10 protein-coding genes and 1 pseudogene are annotated in these 19,863 nt (G+C 70.1%); 4 read left to right on the top strand and 7 right to left on the bottom strand.

The annotated features are described in order from the left end of the window. Positions 1 to 200 (bottom strand): transposase (locus FLW16_RS42045; protein ID WP_221891577.1); only part of this gene is annotated, 200 nt, incomplete at its 3' end. A gap of 179 nt (positions 201 to 379) precedes the next feature. On the opposite strand from FLW16_RS42045, the pseudogene FLW16_RS42040 reads away from it, so the two are divergent. Then, a pseudogene (locus tag FLW16_RS42040) lies at positions 380 to 628 on the top strand (transposase); the annotation flags it as partial. Positions 629 to 791: 163 nt separating this feature from the next. Here the strand turns inward: FLW16_RS42040 and FLW16_RS42035 are convergent. From FLW16_RS42035 to FLW16_RS42025, 3 genes are all read right to left on the bottom strand, one after another. Next, the gene (locus tag FLW16_RS42035) at positions 792 to 1,400 is read right to left on the bottom strand and encodes an LmbU family transcriptional regulator (RefSeq protein WP_142566582.1); all 609 of its coding nucleotides are present in this window, start codon (positions 1,398 to 1,400) and stop codon (positions 792 to 794) included. 609 nt (positions 1,401 to 2,009) lie between these two features. Further along, a complete protein-coding gene (locus tag FLW16_RS46070; protein WP_142566581.1) occupies positions 2,010 to 9,032 on the bottom strand; it encodes a polymorphic toxin type 43 domain-containing protein in 7,023 nt (2,340 codons plus the stop codon). A 45-nt stretch (positions 9,033 to 9,077) separates the two neighbouring features. Continuing rightward, a complete protein-coding gene (locus FLW16_RS42025; RefSeq protein WP_142566580.1) occupies positions 9,078 to 12,548 on the bottom strand; it encodes a LamG-like jellyroll fold domain-containing protein in 3,471 nt (1,156 codons plus the stop codon). Positions 12,549 to 12,807: 259 nt separating this feature from the next. On the opposite strand from FLW16_RS42025, the gene FLW16_RS42020 reads away from it, so the two are divergent. Further along, positions 12,808 to 13,062, top strand: a complete 255-nt coding sequence (locus FLW16_RS42020) for a hypothetical protein (protein WP_142566579.1) — start codon at positions 12,808 to 12,810, stop codon at positions 13,060 to 13,062. A 109-nt stretch (positions 13,063 to 13,171) separates the two neighbouring features. Here FLW16_RS42020 and FLW16_RS42015 read toward each other — a convergent pair whose 3' ends face one another. Beyond that, on the bottom strand, positions 13,172 to 14,347 hold the full coding sequence (locus tag FLW16_RS42015; RefSeq protein ID WP_142566578.1) for a serine/threonine-protein kinase: 1,176 nt from the start codon (positions 14,345 to 14,347) through the stop codon (positions 13,172 to 13,174). A gap of 140 nt (positions 14,348 to 14,487) precedes the next feature. Between FLW16_RS42015 and FLW16_RS42010 the strand changes: the two genes are divergently transcribed. Continuing rightward, positions 14,488 to 15,108 carry a LysE family translocator gene (locus FLW16_RS42010; protein ID WP_142566577.1) on the top strand — a complete coding sequence of 207 codons (621 nt, stop codon included), beginning with the start codon at positions 14,488 to 14,490 and terminating at the stop codon, positions 15,106 to 15,108. Here FLW16_RS42010 and FLW16_RS42005 read toward each other — a convergent pair. Both FLW16_RS42005 and dxs read right to left on the bottom strand, forming a co-directional pair. Further along, complete coding sequence (locus FLW16_RS42005) at positions 15,074 to 16,555, bottom strand: amino acid permease (RefSeq protein ID WP_142566576.1); 1,482 nt, start codon at positions 16,553 to 16,555, stop codon at positions 15,074 to 15,076. The genes FLW16_RS42010 and FLW16_RS42005 overlap by 35 nt on opposite strands. Before the next feature lie 66 nt (positions 16,556 to 16,621). Then, the gene (gene dxs / locus FLW16_RS42000; RefSeq protein WP_142566575.1) at positions 16,622 to 18,535 is read right to left on the bottom strand and encodes a 1-deoxy-D-xylulose-5-phosphate synthase; all 1,914 of its coding nucleotides are present in this window, start codon (positions 18,533 to 18,535) and stop codon (positions 16,622 to 16,624) included. Between the two features lie 221 nt (positions 18,536 to 18,756). On the opposite strand from dxs, the gene FLW16_RS41995 reads away from it, so the two are divergent. Next, entirely contained in the window at positions 18,757 to 19,548 is a 792-nt protein-coding gene (locus FLW16_RS41995) for a neutral zinc metallopeptidase (RefSeq protein WP_142566574.1), read from the top strand. The last annotated feature ends 315 nt before the right edge of the window (positions 19,549 to 19,863 follow it).

The following is a 19,863-nucleotide window of genomic DNA, read 5'->3' as shown; positions in this document are numbered from 1 at the left end:
AGGAACTGCTGCAGTCCTTGGTGGTCCACGCCCAGGCGTTCGGCCATCGGCTGCATCGACTTGCGGCGGCCGTCCAGCAGCAGGCCCCGCAGGTAGGTCAGCCCTTTGGCCCGCTGATCCCGGCGGGTCAAAGGAGCGAACATCTCCGCGGCGAAGGACTCCAGTTGCTGCCGGACATGCGCGAGGTGCTCGGGGGTCACGCCCGCATCGCACCACTACACCCCCAATGCCGACCAACCACAAAAGGCTGACCTAACAAAGCACTACTAGAGGATGTCTGAAAAGGTGGCGTTCAGGTAGCTGGTCAGGCCCGGAGTCGTGTGAGGTGCTGACAGGGGAGGTTCCCCCATGCCCGAGCGTCGATGGCCCTACCCCACAGATGAACGCGATCAGCTACTGGCTGCGCGCCGACTGCGCCTGGCGGTTGCTGCCGCACGACTTTCCGCCCTGGCAGACGGTCTACCACTACTGGCGCCAATGGCGGAATGAAGCCCGCTGGGAGCACATCCTGGCGGCGCTGCGGGAGCGGGAACGCACCCGCCACGGTCGCGATCCCACCCCCAGCGCCGGTGTGATCGACAGCCAGAGCGTACGCGGCACCGAGCGAGGCGGCCTGCACGGCTACGACGGCGCCAACTGAGCAGTACACCGGCCTGTTCAGCAGCCCGTGCAGTGCAGCGCCCGGTTGACCTCGGCCGGGCGCGACACCGCCGTGATGCCGCACTGGGAAACGGCGAGCAGCCGGTCACCCCTCCGGCGGCACAACTCCATCAGTGGCCCAAGGCCGGCGTCTACTCCGCCTCGGCGAGATCGGCAGACCCGGCCGCCTTGTTCAGGGAGTGAACCATCCAGTCCACGAGATTCCACCGGGTACGGCGGGCGGCTTCCTCCCAGAGCCTCAACTGGTCGGGGGCCACGTCCACCGCAACCTGTACGGCCTTCGTGGCCTCGGACCGGGGCTGGTCGCGCACCGCCCTGATGTGGGTCCTCAGGGCGTTGCGCGACCAGCCGTTCTCCTCCGCCCTGTCGAGCCACATGTCCTGGATGTGTTCGGAGAAGACCGCGACCTCCGCGTGGTGCTGGAAGCTGAGCCGGGCGCGCCGTCGCTGACGGCTGAAGCGGCCGGCGACCCAGGCGTAGTTGCGGAGAGTCTGGTAGTCGAGTGCGGTGTCTTCCACGGCACGCTTGTACCTGTCAGGAAAGCACTCGCGCCCGTAGACGAGCCAGTCGCCCAGCCACCAGGTGGACGCGTCGTTGATGTGCGAGATCTGTCGCCCTACCCGCTTCCAGTCCTCCAACGACATGCGCTGGGGAAGGGAGAGCGATGTCCGCCGGGTCAGCACGGCTCTGCCCAGGGGGAGCCGCTGCGAATCCTCGCTGCGAGGTTCATCGCCGTTCATCAGTGACGATCGTGCGCGAGCCAATGGTCCTCCATCTGGTGCGGGAGAGTGAGCCTCTACAATGCGTGACGCCAGCAGCCTGCCGCAGGTCGGGCTTACTAAGGACTCGGAATCCCGCCTAGTCGACGAATGATCTTCTCTGCCCTATGGCGATTCGACTGCCCTACATGGCGCGACCGAGAAACCTCCTTCAGCAGGTTTATCGTCTCGACAGACGCTGGATAGCGATCCAGCCACGCAAGCGCTCGATCCACCCAGTGCTGTCGTCGGGTTGCTAGCGCGAGTTGAAGGATTTTAGGTATTGGCAGTGCCGGGAGAGGGGCAGGCAGCTCATATTGCAGGGCAGCATCTCGCAGCTTGCTGTCGAGATCCTCGACTTCTAGCTCGAGAATGGTTATCCATACCTGACTAAGAACATCGGAAGCCGTGGTGGCGACTGAGCCGTTCGTTCTCCCGATGACCCAGGATCCTGAAATGTCTAGCCCCAGCCGCAGATCGGTTGAGGTGACCTGGAACAGAGGAAGCCATCGCATCGGCAGTGGCTCCTCCGCATATATCCAGAGATCGGGATTCAGCCGTGAGAGTGCTTCCTGCAGAGCATCCATTTAATCAGCGGAACCTTCCCCAGCCAGCCATATGATCGAGCGAGAAACCATATCCGTCCATGAACTCCTGAAATTGCTGACGGACTTCGTTGGTCCACTGATGGCCGTAGTGTCCCGATCGCTCGTCTGTCAGGAATGCGCCATCCTCGCGCCTCATTATTTCGCCGCCGACCACCTCGGCGTCATTGGCGCCGATGCTTCCAGCCAAGCCCGGGTGCCCCAGCCCAAAGCGCTTACCTGCTACGACCAGTATCCTCTTGGACGGATCGAATAAGAAATCGTGCGGGCTACTCGTGCTGATGTTATTGAAGGCGCCCGTCGACCGCGCCCGATCACTGACCTCGATGACCCCGGCTTTTGGGCCACTTCCAGCAAGATCACCACAGTTGTGGGCGAGGACGGGGGTGGGGCCGGCTTGGACGTAGAAGGTGTGGGTGTCGGCGACGGTGAGGTCGTAGACGGCGGGGTGGGCGGGCACGGTGGTGGTGCCGACGACCTGGACCGTGGCTCCGGACGGGGTGCGGAGGCGGTCGGCCGGGGTCAGGTGGTCGGCGCGGACCCACGCCTTGTCCTGGCTGTCCCAGAACAGGTGGTGCTCCGTGGCGAGGATGACCCCGGTGTCGTGGCCCTTCCTGCCGTCGGTGTCGACGGTGATCTGGACGAGGCTGACGTAGCCGACGCCCGAGAAGGCGGCGACCACGAGCTTCGGGGCCGTCTCACCGGTTGACGGGTCGGTGGCGAGGACCCTGTCGCCGGGCTTGATCTTCTCGATCGCCTTGGCGGTGCCGTCGGCGAGCTTTACCAGGGTGCCGGCGGCGAAGCTGTTGCCACAGCCTCCGCGGGCTCCGGACGAGGCGTGGGGGCTCTCCGACTCTCGGGCCGCGCCCCTTCCGGCCGATCGCGCGGCCGCGCCTTCGCCCGCTTCGGCCGCGTCCTCGGCGGCGGCGCCCGCCTTGCCCAGGGCGGATCTCGCCTTGCTCGCGGCCTTGCCGACGGCCCCCGCGACGGCCTTGCCCGCCGCCGTGGTGGCCACCTTGCCGAGCACGGCCGATGCGGCCTTGCCCAGCACGCCCCCGGCCGCCCCGGTCACGGCTCCCACCGCCGCCGCGTGGAAGGCGCCTCCCATGCTCCACTGGTCACGCGGTGTGGAGACCAGGTAGCCCGCGAGGTTGCCCGCCGCTCCACCGGCGGCGGCGCAGCCGACGCTGCCGGCGCCGCCTGTGGCCACCTCACAGCCGATGGTCACGGTAATCGAGACGGCGACGTTGACGATGGTGGCCTTGTGCTGGTTCCAGAAGTTCTTGGCCTTGCAGCCGAAGTCCCAGGTGCCGCAGTGCGGCCGGCTGACCGGCGGGGGCGGAGGAGGATAGGAAGGAGGGGTGCCCGGGTTGGACGCCTTCTTCTTCTCCTTCGGAACGCCGCCGAGGGGGCTGCCGTAGTCGATGGTCAGCCCCGACGGGTCGGAGGCGTTGACCGGGTTGTTGTCGGCGTAGGCGTAGCCGTTCCAGCTCTGGGGGTCGGCGGCGTCGAAGACGGGGTCGACGGAGATGAAGCGGCCGGTCTCGGCGTCGTACTCGCGGGCGCCGAGGTGGGTGAGCGCCGTGGCGTCGTCGATGACGCCGCCCACGAAGCCTCTCTGCCCGGGCCAGAGCGACGGCGGCGTGCCGCGCTGCTGACCGAACGGGGTGAAGCGGCGGCGGGTGGGCGTCTGGGCCGCGTCGTCGGTGACCGATATGTCAGTGGTGCCGTGGTTGTCGGCGCCCAACCAGGTGAGGCCCTTGTTGGTCCGGGCCGCGACGACCTGCCCACCGTGCGTGTAGTAGCGGGTCGCGCTCTTGGCGCCGGTGGCCTTGTCGACCCGGATCTCCATCCCGGCCACGTACAGGGTGGTGGAGGTGGGGTCGCGGCGGATCAGGCGCTCGCCGTTGGCGTCGTAGACGAAGGTGCTGACGCCGGAGGGGTCGGTGGACTTGGCGAGGTGTCCCTCGACGTCCCATTCGAGCGCCCGGCCCGAGCCCCGCTCGGTGGTGTTGCCGGCGGCGTCGTAGGCGTAGCTGTCGATCTGCCCGTCGCGATCGCCGCCCTTGTACTCGACCGAGGTCAGCGTGTGCGGCTGCGGCTTGCCGGCCCCCGCGTACGTGTAGGTCTTGGTGACGTCGCCGCTCGCCTGGTGGTCGACCTCCTTGGTGCGGTTGCCGAGCTTGTCGTAGGCGAAGGACTGCCAGTAGGGCGCAGGTCCGCCGACGATGGCCTGCGAGGGGTCGGCCGCGCAGTCGTCGGTGGCCGTCCACGCCTCGGTCAGGCGCTGCAGGTAGTCCTGCCGGAAGCACTGCACGTCGGGCGTCTGGCCGGACGGCCTGTCCGCGATCTCCTTGATGTTGCCCGACGGGTCGTACGTGTAGTTGGTGTCCGCGACGGAGATCGGCGCCGTCTCGCGCTCGTACAGCGAGCGGGTGAGCCGGTTGGTGCCCTCCTCGTAGAAGTTGGTCTCCTTCACCCTCTTCAGACCGGTGCTCATCGTCATGTCGAGCACCTGGCCGAGCTTGGAGTACGTGGTGGAGGTGACGTAGTTGGTCAGGCCGCGCGTGGTGGTGGGGTTGCCGAGCTCGTCGTAGCCGTAGAGCATCGTCTCGCCGAGCAGCCCCCCGGCCGCGGGCAGCACCGTGCGGTGGACGGTGCCGTCGGGGTTGTAGTCGGTGCTGACCTTGTAGGTGCCGGCCAGCGCGCCCTCGGAGGCCGGGATGACAGTCTCGGTGCCGAGGGTGCGGTAGGCGTCGTCGAAGCCGGTGACGGCCGTGGTGTAGGCGTCCATGGCGCCGGTCGTGGCGTTCTTGACGTACCGGGTCGAGGCGGTCGGCTGGCCCTTGACGACGGTGCCGTCGGGCAGGGTGTCGTACTTCCATTCGGCGAGCTTGGTTCCGCTCGCCGAGGTGCCCTCGTACTCGGCGGTCTTGCGGCCGAGGAGGTCGTAGGTGAAGAAGACGCTCTTGCCGCGGGCGTCGGTGGTGGTCAGCAGACGGTCGGTCGTGTCGTCGTACGTCAGCTTCGCGGTGCCCTTGTCAGGGTCGTCGAGCTGGACGAGGCGCCCGCGCAGGTCGTAGTGGTAGGTCCACGCGTTGCCGTCGGCGTCCTTGATGGTCGCGGGCTGCCCGGTCGGCGTGTAGGAGTAGGTGGTGGCGTCGTAGTCGCCGCTCGGGCCGTCGCCCTTGTACTCCCGGAACTCGATGATCTCGCCGCGGGCGTCGGTGATCCTCGTGGTCGGCGTCGATCCCTCGGGAGGATCGACGCTGACGCGGTCGCCGCCGTACGTCACGGTGGTGCGCCACTGCTCGCTGCCGCGCTTGCGGAAGATCTGCGCGGTGGCCCACTCCATGCCGTTGTAGACCGTGACGTTCTGGCCGGGGACGTCGTCGTCGCTCGCGGGGGTCCACAGCGTGGAGCCGGGCGCCCCCTCGACGTAGTAGTCGTCGTTGGTCTTGTAGGCCAGGCCGCGGCTGTCGTACAGCGTGTCGTTCACGACGCGGTCGCCGCCGGGGGCGGGCTGCTGGGTCTGGCGGGCGCGCAGCAGGCCGTCGTACAGGGCGTACCCGGTGGTGTAGTTCACCCCGTCGTTGCGGAGCGTCGAGGTGGTCACCGTCGTCGGCCCGTCGGCCCGGATCTGGTAGCCGAACTTCATGCTCGGCGCCGAGGCGTACGTCGCCTTGGCGTGCCCCGGCAGCCATACGCCGGTCAGCCGGCCCAGCGGGTCGTAGGCCATGTCCGTGCGCTTGCCGTTGACGTCGATCGTGGCGGTCGGCAGGCCCCAGGCCGGCTCGACCTCGGTCTTGCTCACGTGCCCGAGCGCGTTGGTCACCTCGGTGCCGGTGACCAGGCCGGTCGCCGGGGTGTAGGCCGTCGTCGTCTTGCCGCCCGAGGCGTCGGTGACGACCAACGGCCTGCCGTACACGTCGAAGGTGGTGGTGCCGGTCGTGACGTACTGCGGGCCGCCGTTCCACGACCCGAGCTTCTCGGTCCTGGTGACGTTCCCCTTGTCCGGCGCTGCGCCGAACGCCTTGCCGTCGTAGTACTTGCGCACGTCGGAGGCCACGTCGGCCGGCCGGGCCGGAGTGACGTCGCACGCCTTGGTGACGGTCTCCACGCGCGAGACGTAGGAGACCATCCAGCGGGAGGCGTCACGGGCGTACTCCGTGCGGGTGCACTGGTCGTCGCTCGCGGTGGACTCGTCGCCGAGGTCGCTCACCTGCGTGGGCAGGCCGTCGTCGTTGTAGTCGGTGTCGGTCTTCGTGTACCGCCAGCCGCCGGACGCCAGCGCGGTCCGGATGCGCTCGGTGTCCTCTCGCACCATGGTCGCCCTGGTCGTGGCCCAGGAGCGCACTCGCTTGGCGGTCTGCTTCACCCAGTAGGAGGTGACGGTGCCGCTCATGGCAGGACCGTCGGGGCCGTCGTAGTGGATCTCCTCGCGGAGCCGTCCCTGCAGGGCGTCGGCGTCGTCCACGGCGGCGCCCGTGGAGTCGGTGACCTTCACGTTCCGCGTGCCCCCGCCGGGCAGCTCGTCGCCGTCCATGCCGCGGAAGTAGAGGTACTCCGACTGGGAGCGCTGCTCGGGCGCCTCGCCGTGGGTGATCCGCACCCGGCCGTAGCCGCGCCACTGCGACCAGGTCTTGTACTTCTCCTTGGTCAGCCCGTCGTCGTCATCGTGGTGCCAGGCGCCGCCGCCGAGGTACTCGTAGCTCGTCACCTCGTCGGGCGCGTCTCCCGTACGGTCGATCTCCCGCACCTCGGTGACGACGTACTTGTGGAACCAGTCGAGCTTGGGCGAGGTCGCGCCCTCCGGCGACCAGTACTGCGGGTAGCACCGCCGGGTGTTGGTCCCGATGTCCGGCTTGTCGCCGGCCGTGCAGTCCTCGTCGGAGTAGGCGACGGACAGCGAGCCGCCGGTCTCGTTGTCGATCGCCGAGATCCGCCACTTGGTCAGCGGCGGGCGTCCTTCGAGGGCGTCGACGCGGTTGGGCTTCTGGACGCCGGCGAACTTCACCGACGGCAGCGAGGCGGTGCCGCCGACCTTGCCGGTGTGGCTGATCCCGGCCAGCCACAGCGTGGCCGCCGTGCCGTCGCCGGGGGCGCGCATCTCCTGGTCGAGCGTCCAGGTGTCGACGTCCTTGTACGTGCCGCCCGACAGCGTCTGGGTGGTGACGGCGGCCAGCCGCTTGCGCGTCCAGAACGTCGGCGAGTACTTGTCGATGCACTTCTCGCCGGAGTCGCAGTTCTGGTCGTAGGGGACGTCGGGCCAGTACTTGGCGTTGTCCTTGGTGAACTTGTCCGCCGCGCAGTCGAAGCTCGACGTGGGGATGCACCGCTCCTTCACGTCGAAGGAGACCCGCGCGGGGGCGGACGAGGTGAAGATCGCGTCGGAGCGCTGGCCGTAGTCGATGCGCTTGAGGTAGCCGCCCCGGTCGTACGCGGTCGGGGTGCCGTTGGGCACGCCGTCGGTCAGCGTGGTGACGTCGCGGCGGTAGTAATTGGTCTCCTTGCCGTACCAGAACGTGCTGACCGTGCCGTGCGGGTCGACGACGTAGTCGAGGTTCCACCGCCACGCCTGCCGGCACCAGGAATCCGAGAAGGCGCTCTTGTGGCACGGCTCACCGTCGTCGTCGCCGAAGACCGGCACGGTCCAGGTGGAGTCCGTCTCCGCCTTGCCGTCCGCCCACCCGGGCAGGTGGTTGCGGCCGAAGTAGTACTGGGTGCCGTCCGGGGTGGTGACCCGCCAGTACTCGCCGTCGTTGTCGCCGTTGTCGGCGCCGGAGAGCTTCTCGACCTTGGAACCGTCGTCGTCCTTCGGCTGCCAGGTGCCCGTGGCGTCGTCCAGCACCAGCTCGGTGGCCTGCCCGTTCAGCGACAGCGTCGCGTTGGAGTTGCCCCAGCACTGGTCGTTGCGCTTGGGCGTGACGCCGTCGTCGGCGCATGCCTTGTATCTGCGCTCGACGAACCCGGGCCAGTAGTCGAAGCCCTCGCCGATCCAGGAGGCCTGGTTGTTGGTGGCGACCGTGCGGCCGTCGACGCTGCCGGAGGAGTAGGCGAGCCCGATGTTGGGAGTCGGGCCGCCGGGGACCGGCGGCAGACGCAGCGGATAGGACCAGGAGAACGCCCCGGTCTGGTTGCTCACGCTCCAGGTGGCCGACGGGGACAGCGAGGTCGCCTCGTAGGTGCCCGCCGATCCCGACGGCGCCGCCTCGGCCGCCAGCGTGGTCGCGCCGGCGGCGGCGAGGTCGACGTCCGCGGTCAACCGGCCCGCTTTGACGTCGTTGCCGGTGGGCAGCGGCGTACGGGTCTGGCATTGCGGCAGATCGGGTGTGCTGGCGGCGCACCCGGGCAGCCGGACGAGGCGCAGCCGGGACGCCCAGTCGCCGCCGTAGGCGTACCGGAAGCCCGAGTAGTCGACCGCGACCGCGACCCGCCGTGCCGCGGCCCCCGCCTGCGCGGCCCCTTGCGGGGTGGCTCGCGTGGTCGCCTCGGTGGTCGTCTGCGGAGTCAGCTGCAGGCCCAGGCCGATGATGTGTGACCGCTCCGCCATCTGGGGGTCGAGCACCCGCACCTGCACGGCCGCGGCTCCCGAGGAGGAGGCCCCGGAGGACGGCGTGGCCGCGTTCTTCCCGGCGGCCGGAGTCCCGGCGCGGGAATCCGCCGGGCCGATCCACACCGGCAGCAGACCGGCTCGCGCCATTCCCGACCCCGGGGACGCCTTCGCGGCCGCCGCGTCCTTGGCGGAGGAGCCGAGGGCGGCCGTCGCGATGCCGGGCTGCGGCCACGTCACCGCGGGGGCGTCCTTGAGGTCGTACCGCGCCCCGGGATCGGGCGCGGCGGCCCGCGCCCGGCTCTCGTGGCCGGGCACGGGGTGCTGGTCCTGCGCCTTGTGCCAGGCCGGGTCGTCCGCGGCCTGCGCCACGGGCACCGGTACGGCCAGCGTTGCCGGCACCACGACCGCCAGCATCGCGGCGACCCCGGCCCAGCCCCGCCATGAAGCGAGCACGACTACCTCCGGTTAAATGTCGATGAGAGGGGGACCGGGCGGCGGTCAGCCGTCCAGAGGGAGTCCCAGGGCGAGGTTGACGACCTGACGGTCGACGAGGGCTCCCACGTAGACACGGACGTCGTCCACGTCACCGGCGAAGTAGTCGGCGTAGCTGCCCCGGTACTTGACCCGCCCGATCTCGAGGCCGCCGCTCGCGTGCCAGCCCGACGACGGCCGTACGTCGGAGAGGTTTCCGTTGACGTACAGCCGGATCTCCTTGGCGACCTCGTCGTACACGCCCACGAGATTGGTCCAGGAGTTGATCGCGGAGCAGTCGATCGGCTCGGCGGACTTGGCGACGGTCATCTTCTCGGTGTCGGTGTCGTCGCTGGCGGTGGAGAAGCCCCAGCGGGACACCTTGACGCCGTTCTCCGTGTAGACGCGGTAGCTGAGGTAGAAGCCGCTGTTCCTGCTGCCGTCCTGGCCGACGGCGGTCATCACGCGGTCCGGCAGCGCGCAGGTGTCGTCGCCCGCCAGGCGCACCCAGGCCGACACCGTGTAGCTGTGGTCGGTGCGGACGGGGGCCGAGGCGGTGGCGGCGTACGCCGTGGCGCCGTCGAGACTGAGCACGCCGGCGCCGTCGACCCCGTCGTCGGACCAGGTGGCACTCCCCTTGAGGGTCGCCGTCCTGCCGTAGCCGGAGGAGTCGGCGCCGGACGTGCCCGTGCCCTCGTCGAACGCCCACCGGCCGAGCAGGGCCGGAGGCTGCTTGGCCATGACGGCGATCTCGTTGCCGAGCGCCGGGTCGTTCACGGTGCGGGGGTCGTCGGACAGGATCCGGTCCCAGACCCGCACCTCGTCGATGTCGCCGGCGAAGTTCTCCTGGAAGGTCCCGTTGGACTTCACCCGCCCGAGCTGCAGCGGCCCGGTGGCGTCCCAGGGCGTGTAGGTGTAGGCGGTGGGAGCGGACTGCCGGACGCCGTTCACGTACAGGCGGAGTTGCCTGGCCGGTGCGTCGTAGACGCCCACGAGATGGGTCCAGACGCCGGCCTGCGGTTCCGCGTCGCTCACGACGCGGACGATCGCGGGGTTGTCCTTGTCCGCGTCGTACTTGTTGAAGATCCAGCGCTTGTACGACGAGGAGTAGTAGAGCTGGAACCCGACGCCCCTGTTACCGGCCTGGCTCACCACCGTCGAGTTCCTGGTCGTGTCGGTCAGGCGCACCCAGGCCGAGACGGTCATGCCTCTGTCGGTGTGCACGACGGGCCCGGCGGTGGTGCCGTAGGCGGTGGAGCCGTCGAGGTGGACGGCGCCGTTCACCCGGCCGCCGGTCCAGCCGCTGGTGCCGGACAGCGTCACCGGATGCGGGGCGGCGCCCGAGTCGGCGGCGGTGGCGCCGGACGTCTCGTCGAGATGCCACTCACCGGCGGGGCCCGCGCCGGCCTTCACGTAGAAGCTGTACGCGGCGGGCGTCTTGCCCACGTTGCCCGCCTTGTCGACCGGGAAGACGTACAGCGTGTTGATCCAGTCGTGCCGCGGCGCGACCTTCACGGTCACCGACGTCTGCCCGGAGGGAATGGTCACCTGGGTCGCCGCCGTGGCGAGGCCCTGGTCGTCGAGGGCGTACCGGAAGCTCGTCACGTCGCTCTCGCCGTCCCCGGGTGCGAAGGTGAACGCACCCTCGGAGCCGACGCCGCCCTTCCAGTCGTCGGGAGTGTCGGCGGGGTAGTCCCCCGAGGCCACCTTCGGCAGCGTCGCCGGGTCGACCGTGTCGACGGTGAACTCGCACCAAGGGCTCCACGCGCTGGCGTCGGTGCCGTCGTAGGCCCGCACCTTGTAGGAGTAGCTCTCGCCGCTGACCAGTCCGGGCAGTTTGATCTCGTGGTCGGTCGCGGTGGTGGTGTACTTGTACGCCGTCTTGCCGCCGCCGGGCAGCGAGGAGGTCACGTCGTCCCAGGCTCCGGTGGCCGTGTTGTAGTGGTTCATGACGAACTCGGCGCGTACGCCGTCGTTCGCCTTGTCCGGGTCGTAGATCTTCGCCTTGAGCCTGATCGGGTTCGCCGCGTCACCCGCGTTGATCCACGGGCGGTTCGCCCCCGTCACGCACGGCGTGCCGGGGTAGGTGCCCACCCCCGACGGCGCGGAGGGCGGGGTGTTGTAGTCGACCACGAGCTTGGGCGAGCTGCTGAAGCCCTTCCAGCCCCACACGCTGCCCGCGCCGTCGTCGTAGTCCTTCAGCCCGAACGTCGTGTTCGACCAGCCGTTCTTGGCGGCCTTGACGATCGCGCTCGTGACGTCGAACTCGATGCCCTTGTCCGGGCAGGAGGAGCTGTATCCGGCGTCGGAGGCCACGCTGTCGAGGTGGTCGGCCCAGGACGGCTGGTGGCTCCAGGTGGTGGATTTGGAGATGCCGCCGGTCAGCCAGAGCTGCGCGACCTGCGGGTCCGACCTGCATCCCCACGACTTGTTCTGGGTGATCCGGAACGTCGCCTTGAGGATGTGCTTGCCGTTGACGTTGTCGCTGTCCATCCGGAAGAACGACCGCTTGACCCCGCTGCCGTAGTAACCGATCTCCGGCGTGTGGGTCGAGTCCCAGTACGACTCGGAGGGATAGGCCTTGTCCACGTAGGTCCAGTGCAGCTTCGACCCCGACCACTGGGGATCGATGTAGACGGGGTAGACCGTGTCCGGGCCGGTCAGCACCGAACTGTCGGGTTTGAGGGCCACCCGGTCGCCGGCGACGTCGACTCCCATGAGCGCCTGCTTGGCCTGCAGCCGCGGCCCGGAGACCGCCGGTCCGAGGTCCTTGCCGGAGGAGTCCCACATGCGGGGCTGCGGCGCGTGGAAGACCTCCGTCCCCGTGTCGGTCACGGCGCTCAGGGCTCCGGCCGGTGTCTTGCGCACCGTCAGCCCGTTCGCCCGCATCCCGAACGCGAGCCCGGCCAGCGCAGGGTTGGCCGCGGCCTCCCGGCTCTTCACCACCAGGACCTCGGAGTATCCGAGCAGCGAGGCGGTCACCTTGAGGTCGACCCCGGGCAGCACCTCCGCGTACGTCGCGGTGTCGCCGTCGAGGCCGGGCTTCGGCAGCGTCCCGGGCCAGGTCATCGCGACCGAACGCCCGCCGTCGCCGATGCTCGCCAGCGGCGTCGTCCCGCCCCCGGAGAAGGACAGGTCCAGCGGCGCCGCGACCGGCCGCACCGTGCCGTCGTCGGCGAAGCGCAGGGTGGTGTCCACGTCGGCCCAGTCCGCGCCGCGCCGCACCCGCTCGGGCAGCGCCGACGTCTCGGAGGTGAGACTGCCGTCGGCGTTGGCGAACACCTGCCGCGTCTCGGTCCGCAGCGGCAGCACCTCCACCCGCTGCCGCGACGTCCGCGCGAGCTCGACCGCCTCCCTCTCGGTCGAGGCGACGGCCGGTGACGCCGACGGGTCCGGGGTGCTCTCGGCCGTCGCGGGCAGGGCGGGACCGGCGTGCACGGCACCGGCCGTCAACAAGGCGCAGGCGGCCAGGGCGACGCCGCGCGGGCGTAGGCGCATCGGATCTCCAAAAGGGGGGTACGCGCAGAACCGGCAATGGTTCCCGGCCAGTTGATCAGGGCCGGGTCCACCGCCGGTTCACCCGGAATGAACCGGGTTGCACCGGCCCATACACCGCCTTTCGCCGCACGCCTTGATCGATGCACGCGCCGCCCCTGGTCGCGTGCGCGTGATCTCGCCTCGCCCGGCACGTGCCGGGCGAGCCGATGGTGTCCCGGATGCCCTACGGGCAGACGTTCCGGTAGGAGACGCCGGGCAGGTGCCTCTGCCAGTCCCCCTCCGGCAGGGTGTGCCCCACCCGGGCGCACAGGTGGCGAGCACGCGCCCGTCCGGTGAGAAGGACATGGCCTCGACCGTCTCCAGGGCGCCGTGCAGCACCGGCGGCTGGAGGGTCGGGCCCCGGGTGCTCCAGAGCGCGATCCTCCCGATGTCGTCGCCCAGGGCCATCAGCCGCCTGTCGGGGGCGAACGCCAGGGCCGGGAACGCGTTGTCGCCTGCCAGGGAGACGTCGTAGTTCCCTCCGAACGGCCTGCCCGAGGCCGCGTCGATCTGCCGTCCGTGCGCCGGCGGCGGGCGGCGGCGAGCTCGACGTGGGCGCGCAGCCCGTCGTGCTCCTCGTCCGCTCAGCCGCGCAGGCGGGGCCAGGCCCGCAGCAGGGCGGGGCGGGCGAGCGTGATCGTGCCGTCCGCACCGGTCAGCAGTCCGGCCCGGGACAGAGCGGCGAGCACGCGTTCGACGGCGGACCGCTCCTCCGCAGGACGGCCCTCCAGTAGTTCCTCGCGGGCCACCCTGCGGGTGCTCTCGTCTCCGTGGTCGTCCACCGCGATCATGCATAGCAGCACACCCGGGACGACGGCCTGCGCGGCGGGGTCGAGCCCGGCGTACACCTCCTCGGCGAACGTGCCGAGGCCGGGCTCGCCGTCCTCTGCCCGGCCGAGCAGCCCGGCCTCGGCGCTGCCCAGGGCCAGCAGATCCCCCTGGAAGCCGCGGAACCCGCTGACCAGTGCCATGAGGAGCTCGCGCGCCACCGGGCGCTCCGCCGGGTCCTTGTGCAGTGCGGCGGCCACCAGCGGACGCAGCGATTCGGGGAGCGCGCTCAGGTCGGGGTCGACGGACAGCACGCGATGCATGACCCCGCCGAGGCTCTCCGCCTCGAACGGGTCGGTCCCGGTGGCGGCGAACAGCACGATGCCGCCCCAGGCGAACACGTCGGCCGGGGTGCCTGCCCGCTGCCCGGTGAACACCTCCGGCGCCATGTAGGTGGACGTGCCGGCCACCAGGCCGCTCGCGGTCAGCGACATCTCCAGCATCCGGGCCACACCGAAGTCGATCACCCGCGGTCCGTCGGGCCCGAGAAGCACGTTGTCGGGCTTCAGGTCGCGGTGGATCACACCCGCGTCGTGGATCGCGGCCAGCGCGGTGACGACCCCGGTGGCCAGCCGGTGCAGGTCGTCCCCGCCGAACCGGCGGCCCTCCTGACGCATGGCCCGGCGCAGGCTGGGCCCCTCCACGTACTCGCTCACGATGTACGGCTGATCACCCTCGAGGCGCGCGTCGATCACCCGGGCCGTGCAGAACGGCGCGACCCGCCGCGCCGCCGTCGCCTCCCGCCCGAACCGGCCGCGCAACTCCTGATCGCGGGCCGCCTCCCCGGGCAGCACCTTGATCGCGACCCGCCCGCCCCCGGAGTCGTACGCCTCGTACACCACCCCCTGGCCGCCCGCCCCCAGCCTGCCCGCCAGCCAATAGTCGCCCAGTCTCGCCGGATCCTCCGGCAGCAACGGCGCCGCCAACGCCATACGCACTCCCCGTCCCTCGGAATGTCTGTTAGATGCCGGCCGGGGGACGATGGTTTGCGCGGGGTGATCTCGTCCGCCGCGTACTCGCGCTGATCGACCGGCGATAGCCTCTCGTGCGGACAAAGCGGAAGGTTACCGGTGTGACGGAACTGCTGATGGGGCTCAGTCTCGGCCTGGGCGCGGGCGTCACGCCCGGTGCGTTGCTGACGCTCGTCATCACGGCCAGCCTGCGCGGCGGGTTCCGCTCGGGGGTGCGCCTGGCCTGCGTGCCGCTGCTGTCCGACCTGCCCGTGGTGCTGCTCGCCGTGACGGCCGTCGGGGCGCTGCCGCAGGTGCTCCTGCGCGTGCTGTCGGTCGGCGGCGGGCTCTACGTCGTGTACCTCGGCGTGGAGACGCTGCGCGAGGCCCGTACGGCCCTGCCGCCCCGCCCCGGCGAGGACGCGCCCTCCTCGGCAGGGGAGGTCCTGCGCGGTGTGGTGGTGAACCTGCTCAACCCCCACCCCTGGCTGTTCTGGATCGCGGTCGGCTCACCGATCTTCGTCTCGGCGTGGGACCGGGCGCCGGCGTACGCGCTGGCCTTCGTGGGCGGGTTCTACCTGGTCCTGGTGGGTTCCAAGGTCGCCCTGGCGGGAGCCGTGGGGGCCGGTCGGCACCGGCTGACCCCTCGCGGCTACCGCCTGCTGCTGGGCGCGAGCGGCGTGCTGCTCGCCGCGGTCGGCGCCGTGCTCACCGTTCGAGGACTGCTTCCCCAAGGGTTGTAGTCGCCACCCTGCTCCGGCGGCGGCCGTACAGGAAGTAGACGGCGGCGCCCACGACCATCCAGGCGAAGAACCGGATCCACGTCTCCACGGGCAGGTTGAGCATCAGGTAGGCCGAGGCCAGCACCGACAGGATCGGCACCACAGGCACGAACGGCGTGCGGAAGGAGCGGGGCAGGTCGGGGCGGGTCCTGCGCAGGACCACCACCGCCACCGCGACGATCACGAACGCGAACAGCGTGCCGATGTTCACCAGCTCCGCGATGGCGCTCAGCGGGATCAGCGCCGCGAGCAGCGCGGTGACCGCGCCGATGACGATCGTGATCCGGTACGGCGTGCGGAACGTCGGATGGACCTTGGCGAGGGACCGGGGCAGCAGGCTGTCGCGGCACATCGCGAACAGCACCCGGCTCTGGCCCAGCATGAGGATCATCACGACGGTGGTGAGCCCGGCGATGGCTCCGACGCTGATCAGCGTCGCCATCCAGGGCTGGCCCACCGACCGGAACGCGTCGGCGAGCGGGGCCGACGCGCTGAGCTCCGAATAGTGCTGCATGCCGACGACCACGAGCGAGACCGCAACGTAGAGGATCGTGCAGACGACCAGCGAGGCGATGATCCCGATCGGCAGGTCGCGCTGCGGACGGCGGGTCTCCTCGGCCGCGGTCGCCACGACGTCGAAGCCGATGTAGGCGAAGAAGACCAGGGCGGCGGCGGTGAAGACGCCGAAGACGCCGTACGCGACCGGCTGCACGCCGAACAGCACCTGGATGAGCGGGGCCTTCATGCCCTCTCCGGCGGCCATGTGGTGGGACGGCGGGATGAACGGCTGGTAGTTGGCCCCCTTGACGAAGAACGACCCGGCGATGATCACCAGCAGCACCACGGCCAGCTTGACCGCCACCATGGCGCCGTTGAACCGGGCCGACATCTTGATCCCGGCCACCAGCACCCCGGTCAGCAGGAGCACGATCAGCGCCGCCGGGATGTTGAAGACCGCGTCGTCGCCGGCGATGGACGACGGCAGGTAGATCCCGAAGTTCTTCAGCAGCGAGGCGAAGTAGCCCGACCAGCCCGAGGCGACCACCGCCGCGCCCAGTGCCAGCTCCAGCATCAGGTCCCAGCCGATGATCCAGGCCGGGAACTCGCCGATCGTCGCGTACGCGTAGGTGTAGGCCGAGCCGGCGACCGGGACCGTGGCGGCGAACTCGGCATAGCACAGGGCCGCGAGCGCGCACACGATCCCGGCGATCACGAAGGAGATCGCGACGGCCGGACCGGCCGTGTTGCGCGCCGCCACGCCGGTCAGCACGAAGATGCCGGTGCCCACGATGACGCCGATGCCGAAGACGGTGAGGTCGAGAGCGCTCAGGCTGCGCCTGAGCCGATGCTCGCCGCCCTCGGCATCCTCAATCGACTGTTCTACCGGCTTCGTCCGGAAAAGGCTCATCCGCAGGCTCCTCATCACGTCGATGACCTGCAGACTTCCCGGTCACACCGGTATTACTCATGGTTATCAATCGGTGGGCTGCACGAGCCGCGCCGGATGGCTCTCCATCACCTGCGACCGGCGCGCCACCGCCTCGGTGATCTGACGGGCGAGGTCCTGCCCGGTCAGGCCGATCTCGGAAAGGATCTTTGCCCGCTTAGCGTGGTCGAGGAAGCGCTGGGGGATGCCGTAGGTCCGCACCGGCACGTCCACGTCGGCGTCGCGCAGCAGCCGCGCCACGGCGTCGCCCACGCCGCCGACCCGGCCGCTGTCCTCGACCACGACGACCAGCTTGTGCGCGGCGGCGGCCAGCACCAGGGCCTGGTCCAGCGGCTTCACCCAGCGGGGGTCCACCACGGTGGCCGAGATGCCCTGCGCGTCGAGGAGGTTCGCGGCCTCCATGCAGACCTCGGCCATCGGGCCGACCGCGACCAGCAGCACGTCGGCGTCGCCGGCGCGCAGCACGTCCATCTCGCCGAGCTTGCCGACGGCCTCCACGTCCTTGGGCAGGGCGCCCTTGGGGTAGCGGACCACCGACGGGCCGTCATCGATCCCGACCGCCTCGGCCAGCAGCTCGCGCAGCCGGGCGCCGTCGCGCGGGACGGCGATCGACAGCCCGGGGATCACCTGCAGGATCGACAGGTCCCACATGCCGTTGTGGCTGGGGCCGTCGTCCCCCGTCACGCCCGAGCGGTCGAGCACGACGGTGACCGGCAGGCGGTGCAGCGCCACGTCCATCAGGAGCTGGTCGAAGGCCCGGTTGAGGAACGTCGCGTAGAGGGCCACGACCGGGTGGAGGCCGCCGATGGCGAGCCCGGCGGCGCTGGTCAGGCCGTGCTGCTCGGCGATGCCCACGTCGTAGATCCGGTCCGGGTACGCCTCGGCGAACGCCGCCAGGCCGACCGGGTGGAGCATCGCCGCGGTGATCGCGACGACGTCGTCCCGCTCGCGGCCGATCTTCACGATCTCCTCGCTGAACACGTTGGTCCAGCTGTGCGGCTTGGGCCGCTCCTCGCCCGTCAGCGGGTCGAACGGGCCGGGACCGTGGAAGCAGTCCTCGTCGTGGTTCTCCGCGTGCGTGTAGCCGTTGCCCTTGCGGGTGAGCACGTGGACGATGACGGGCCCGCGGAAGTCCCTGGCGCGGCGCAGCGCGGCCTCCACCGCCCCCTCGTCGTGGCCGTCGATCGGGCCGACGTACTTCAGCCCGAGGTCCTCGAACATGACCTGCGGGGTCAGGATGTCCTTCAGGCCCTTCTTGATGCCGTGCAGCGTGTCGTACAGCGGCGCGCCGACCACGGGCACCCGGCCGAGGTTGTTCTTCACCAGTTCGAGCACGTGCTCGTAGCCCTGGGTCATCCGCAGGGACGACAGGTGGGAGGCGAGACCGCCGATCGTCGGCGAGTAGGAGCGGCCGTTGTCGTTGACCACGATGATCAGCGGCAGGTCCTTGCGCCCGGCGATGTTGTTCAGCGCCTCCCAGGCCATGCCGCCGGTCAGCGCGCCGTCGCCGATCACGGCCACCACCGTGCGGCCGGCCTCTCCGCGCAGCGTGATCGCCTTGGCCAGCCCGTCGGCGTACGACAGGGCGGTGGAGGCGTGCGAGTTCTCGATGACGTCGTGCTCGGACTCGGCCTGGCTGGGATACCCCGACAGGCCGCCCTCCTGACGCAGCGTGCCGAACTCCCCGGCCCGCCCGGTCAGCATCTTGTGCACGTACGCCTGGTGGCCGGTGTCGAACAGGATCGGGTCGCGCGGCGAGTCGAAGACCCTGTGGAGGGCGATGGTCAGCTCGACGACGCCGAGGTTGGGCCCGAGGTGACCGCCGGTCTTCGCGACGGAGGACACCAGCAGGTCGCGGATCTCCGCCGCCAGCACGGGCAACTCCCCGGCATCCAGGCGCTTCACGTCGAGCGGGTCCTTGATCGTCTCCAGAATCCCCACCGCTCATCCTTCCCGCTCGCCATCGAACGGATCGAGTCTAGTTCGAGGAAGGTGCGGGGGTATCAGGGGTTGCACCGAACCTCCACAAGACCTTCCCGGTGCCGGCGCCGATCCCGCTTTACCCGTCGCCGCCTCCTGCCCTACCCGTATGATCCTTACCGGATCTTCGGGCGATTCGCCACATTCCTGACTATCTCTCTGTCCGCTTGGGATGCCCACTGATGATTCGCATAAGCCTGCGCGTGGCCGCCGCCGCGGTCACGGCGGTGGCGGGAGCCCTCTCCCTCACCGGTACGGCGGGCGCCTCCGGCGCCTCGGCACGGCCCGTGCCCACCGGCCCGGGAGCGCTGACGAGGAACCCGCTCTACACCACGGGCGCGTTCGAATCCTCGGAGTGCGCCGAGCCGGGCCGCCGGGCCGACGACCTCGACTCCTACCGGGCCTACCTGGACGACCTGTTCGGCTGCCTCAACCGGGCCTGGCGCGAGGAGTTCCGGCGGGCCGGGCTGAGGTTCTCCCCGCCCAGGGTGCGATACATCACAAAGAGCGTGAACACCGGCTGCGGCCAGTACGTGGCGAGCTACGCCGCGGGCCTGTACTGCCCCAGGAACAAGACGATGTGGATCCTGCTGTCCAAGGAGGAGCTGTCCGACCCCATGGGGTTCGATCTCTTCACGGTCGTCGCCCACGAGTACGGCCACTACGCGCAGGACCGCGCCGGCATCCTGGCCGAGTTCACCCGGCAGTCCCACAAGCTGAGCGGGAAGCGGGCCTACGATCTCAACCGCCGCATCGAGCTGCAGGCCGAGTGCTTCTCCGGCGCCTTCGTCGCCAGCGTCTGGCCCTCGCTCGGCCGCGACCGGCACGACTGGGACGAGCAGCTCGCGGAGGTCGAAGGCGACATGTGGCACGGCAAGACGCGCAACATCCGCTACTGGCTCACCCGCGGCTGGTCGGGTCGCGGCCCGAAGGTGTGCGACACGTTCTCCGCCCCCGCCTCCAGGACCGCCTAGCGCCGAACCGTGAGGACGATCTTGCCGTTCGACGCCCTCGCCGACGGCCTCCACGACACCGGCGGCCTCGTATCGACCCGGGATCCGGGGAGGTCGGCCGGGTAGACGTAGGTGCCGGAACGGAACATCGCCTCCGCCAGGTTCAGGCCGATGGCGTCGACCCGTAGGCGGACCTCCCCCAGCGTGACCTAGACGAGTAAGTCCTAATTCCGGTCAGTGGTCGTAGGCGATCAGTGACCGGGTGATGGGTTGGCTGGTGGCGCGGTTGTGCCAGATGGCGGCGGTCAAGGCCAGGATCCGTTGGGCGATGCGGGC

Origin of the sequence: Microbispora sp. KK1-11 (assembly GCF_006874435.1) — a bacterium.
GTDB classification, from domain to species: domain Bacteria; phylum Actinomycetota; class Actinomycetes; order Streptosporangiales; family Streptosporangiaceae; genus Microbispora; species Microbispora catharanthi.
This window is presented reverse-complemented; position numbering and strand designations above follow the sequence as displayed.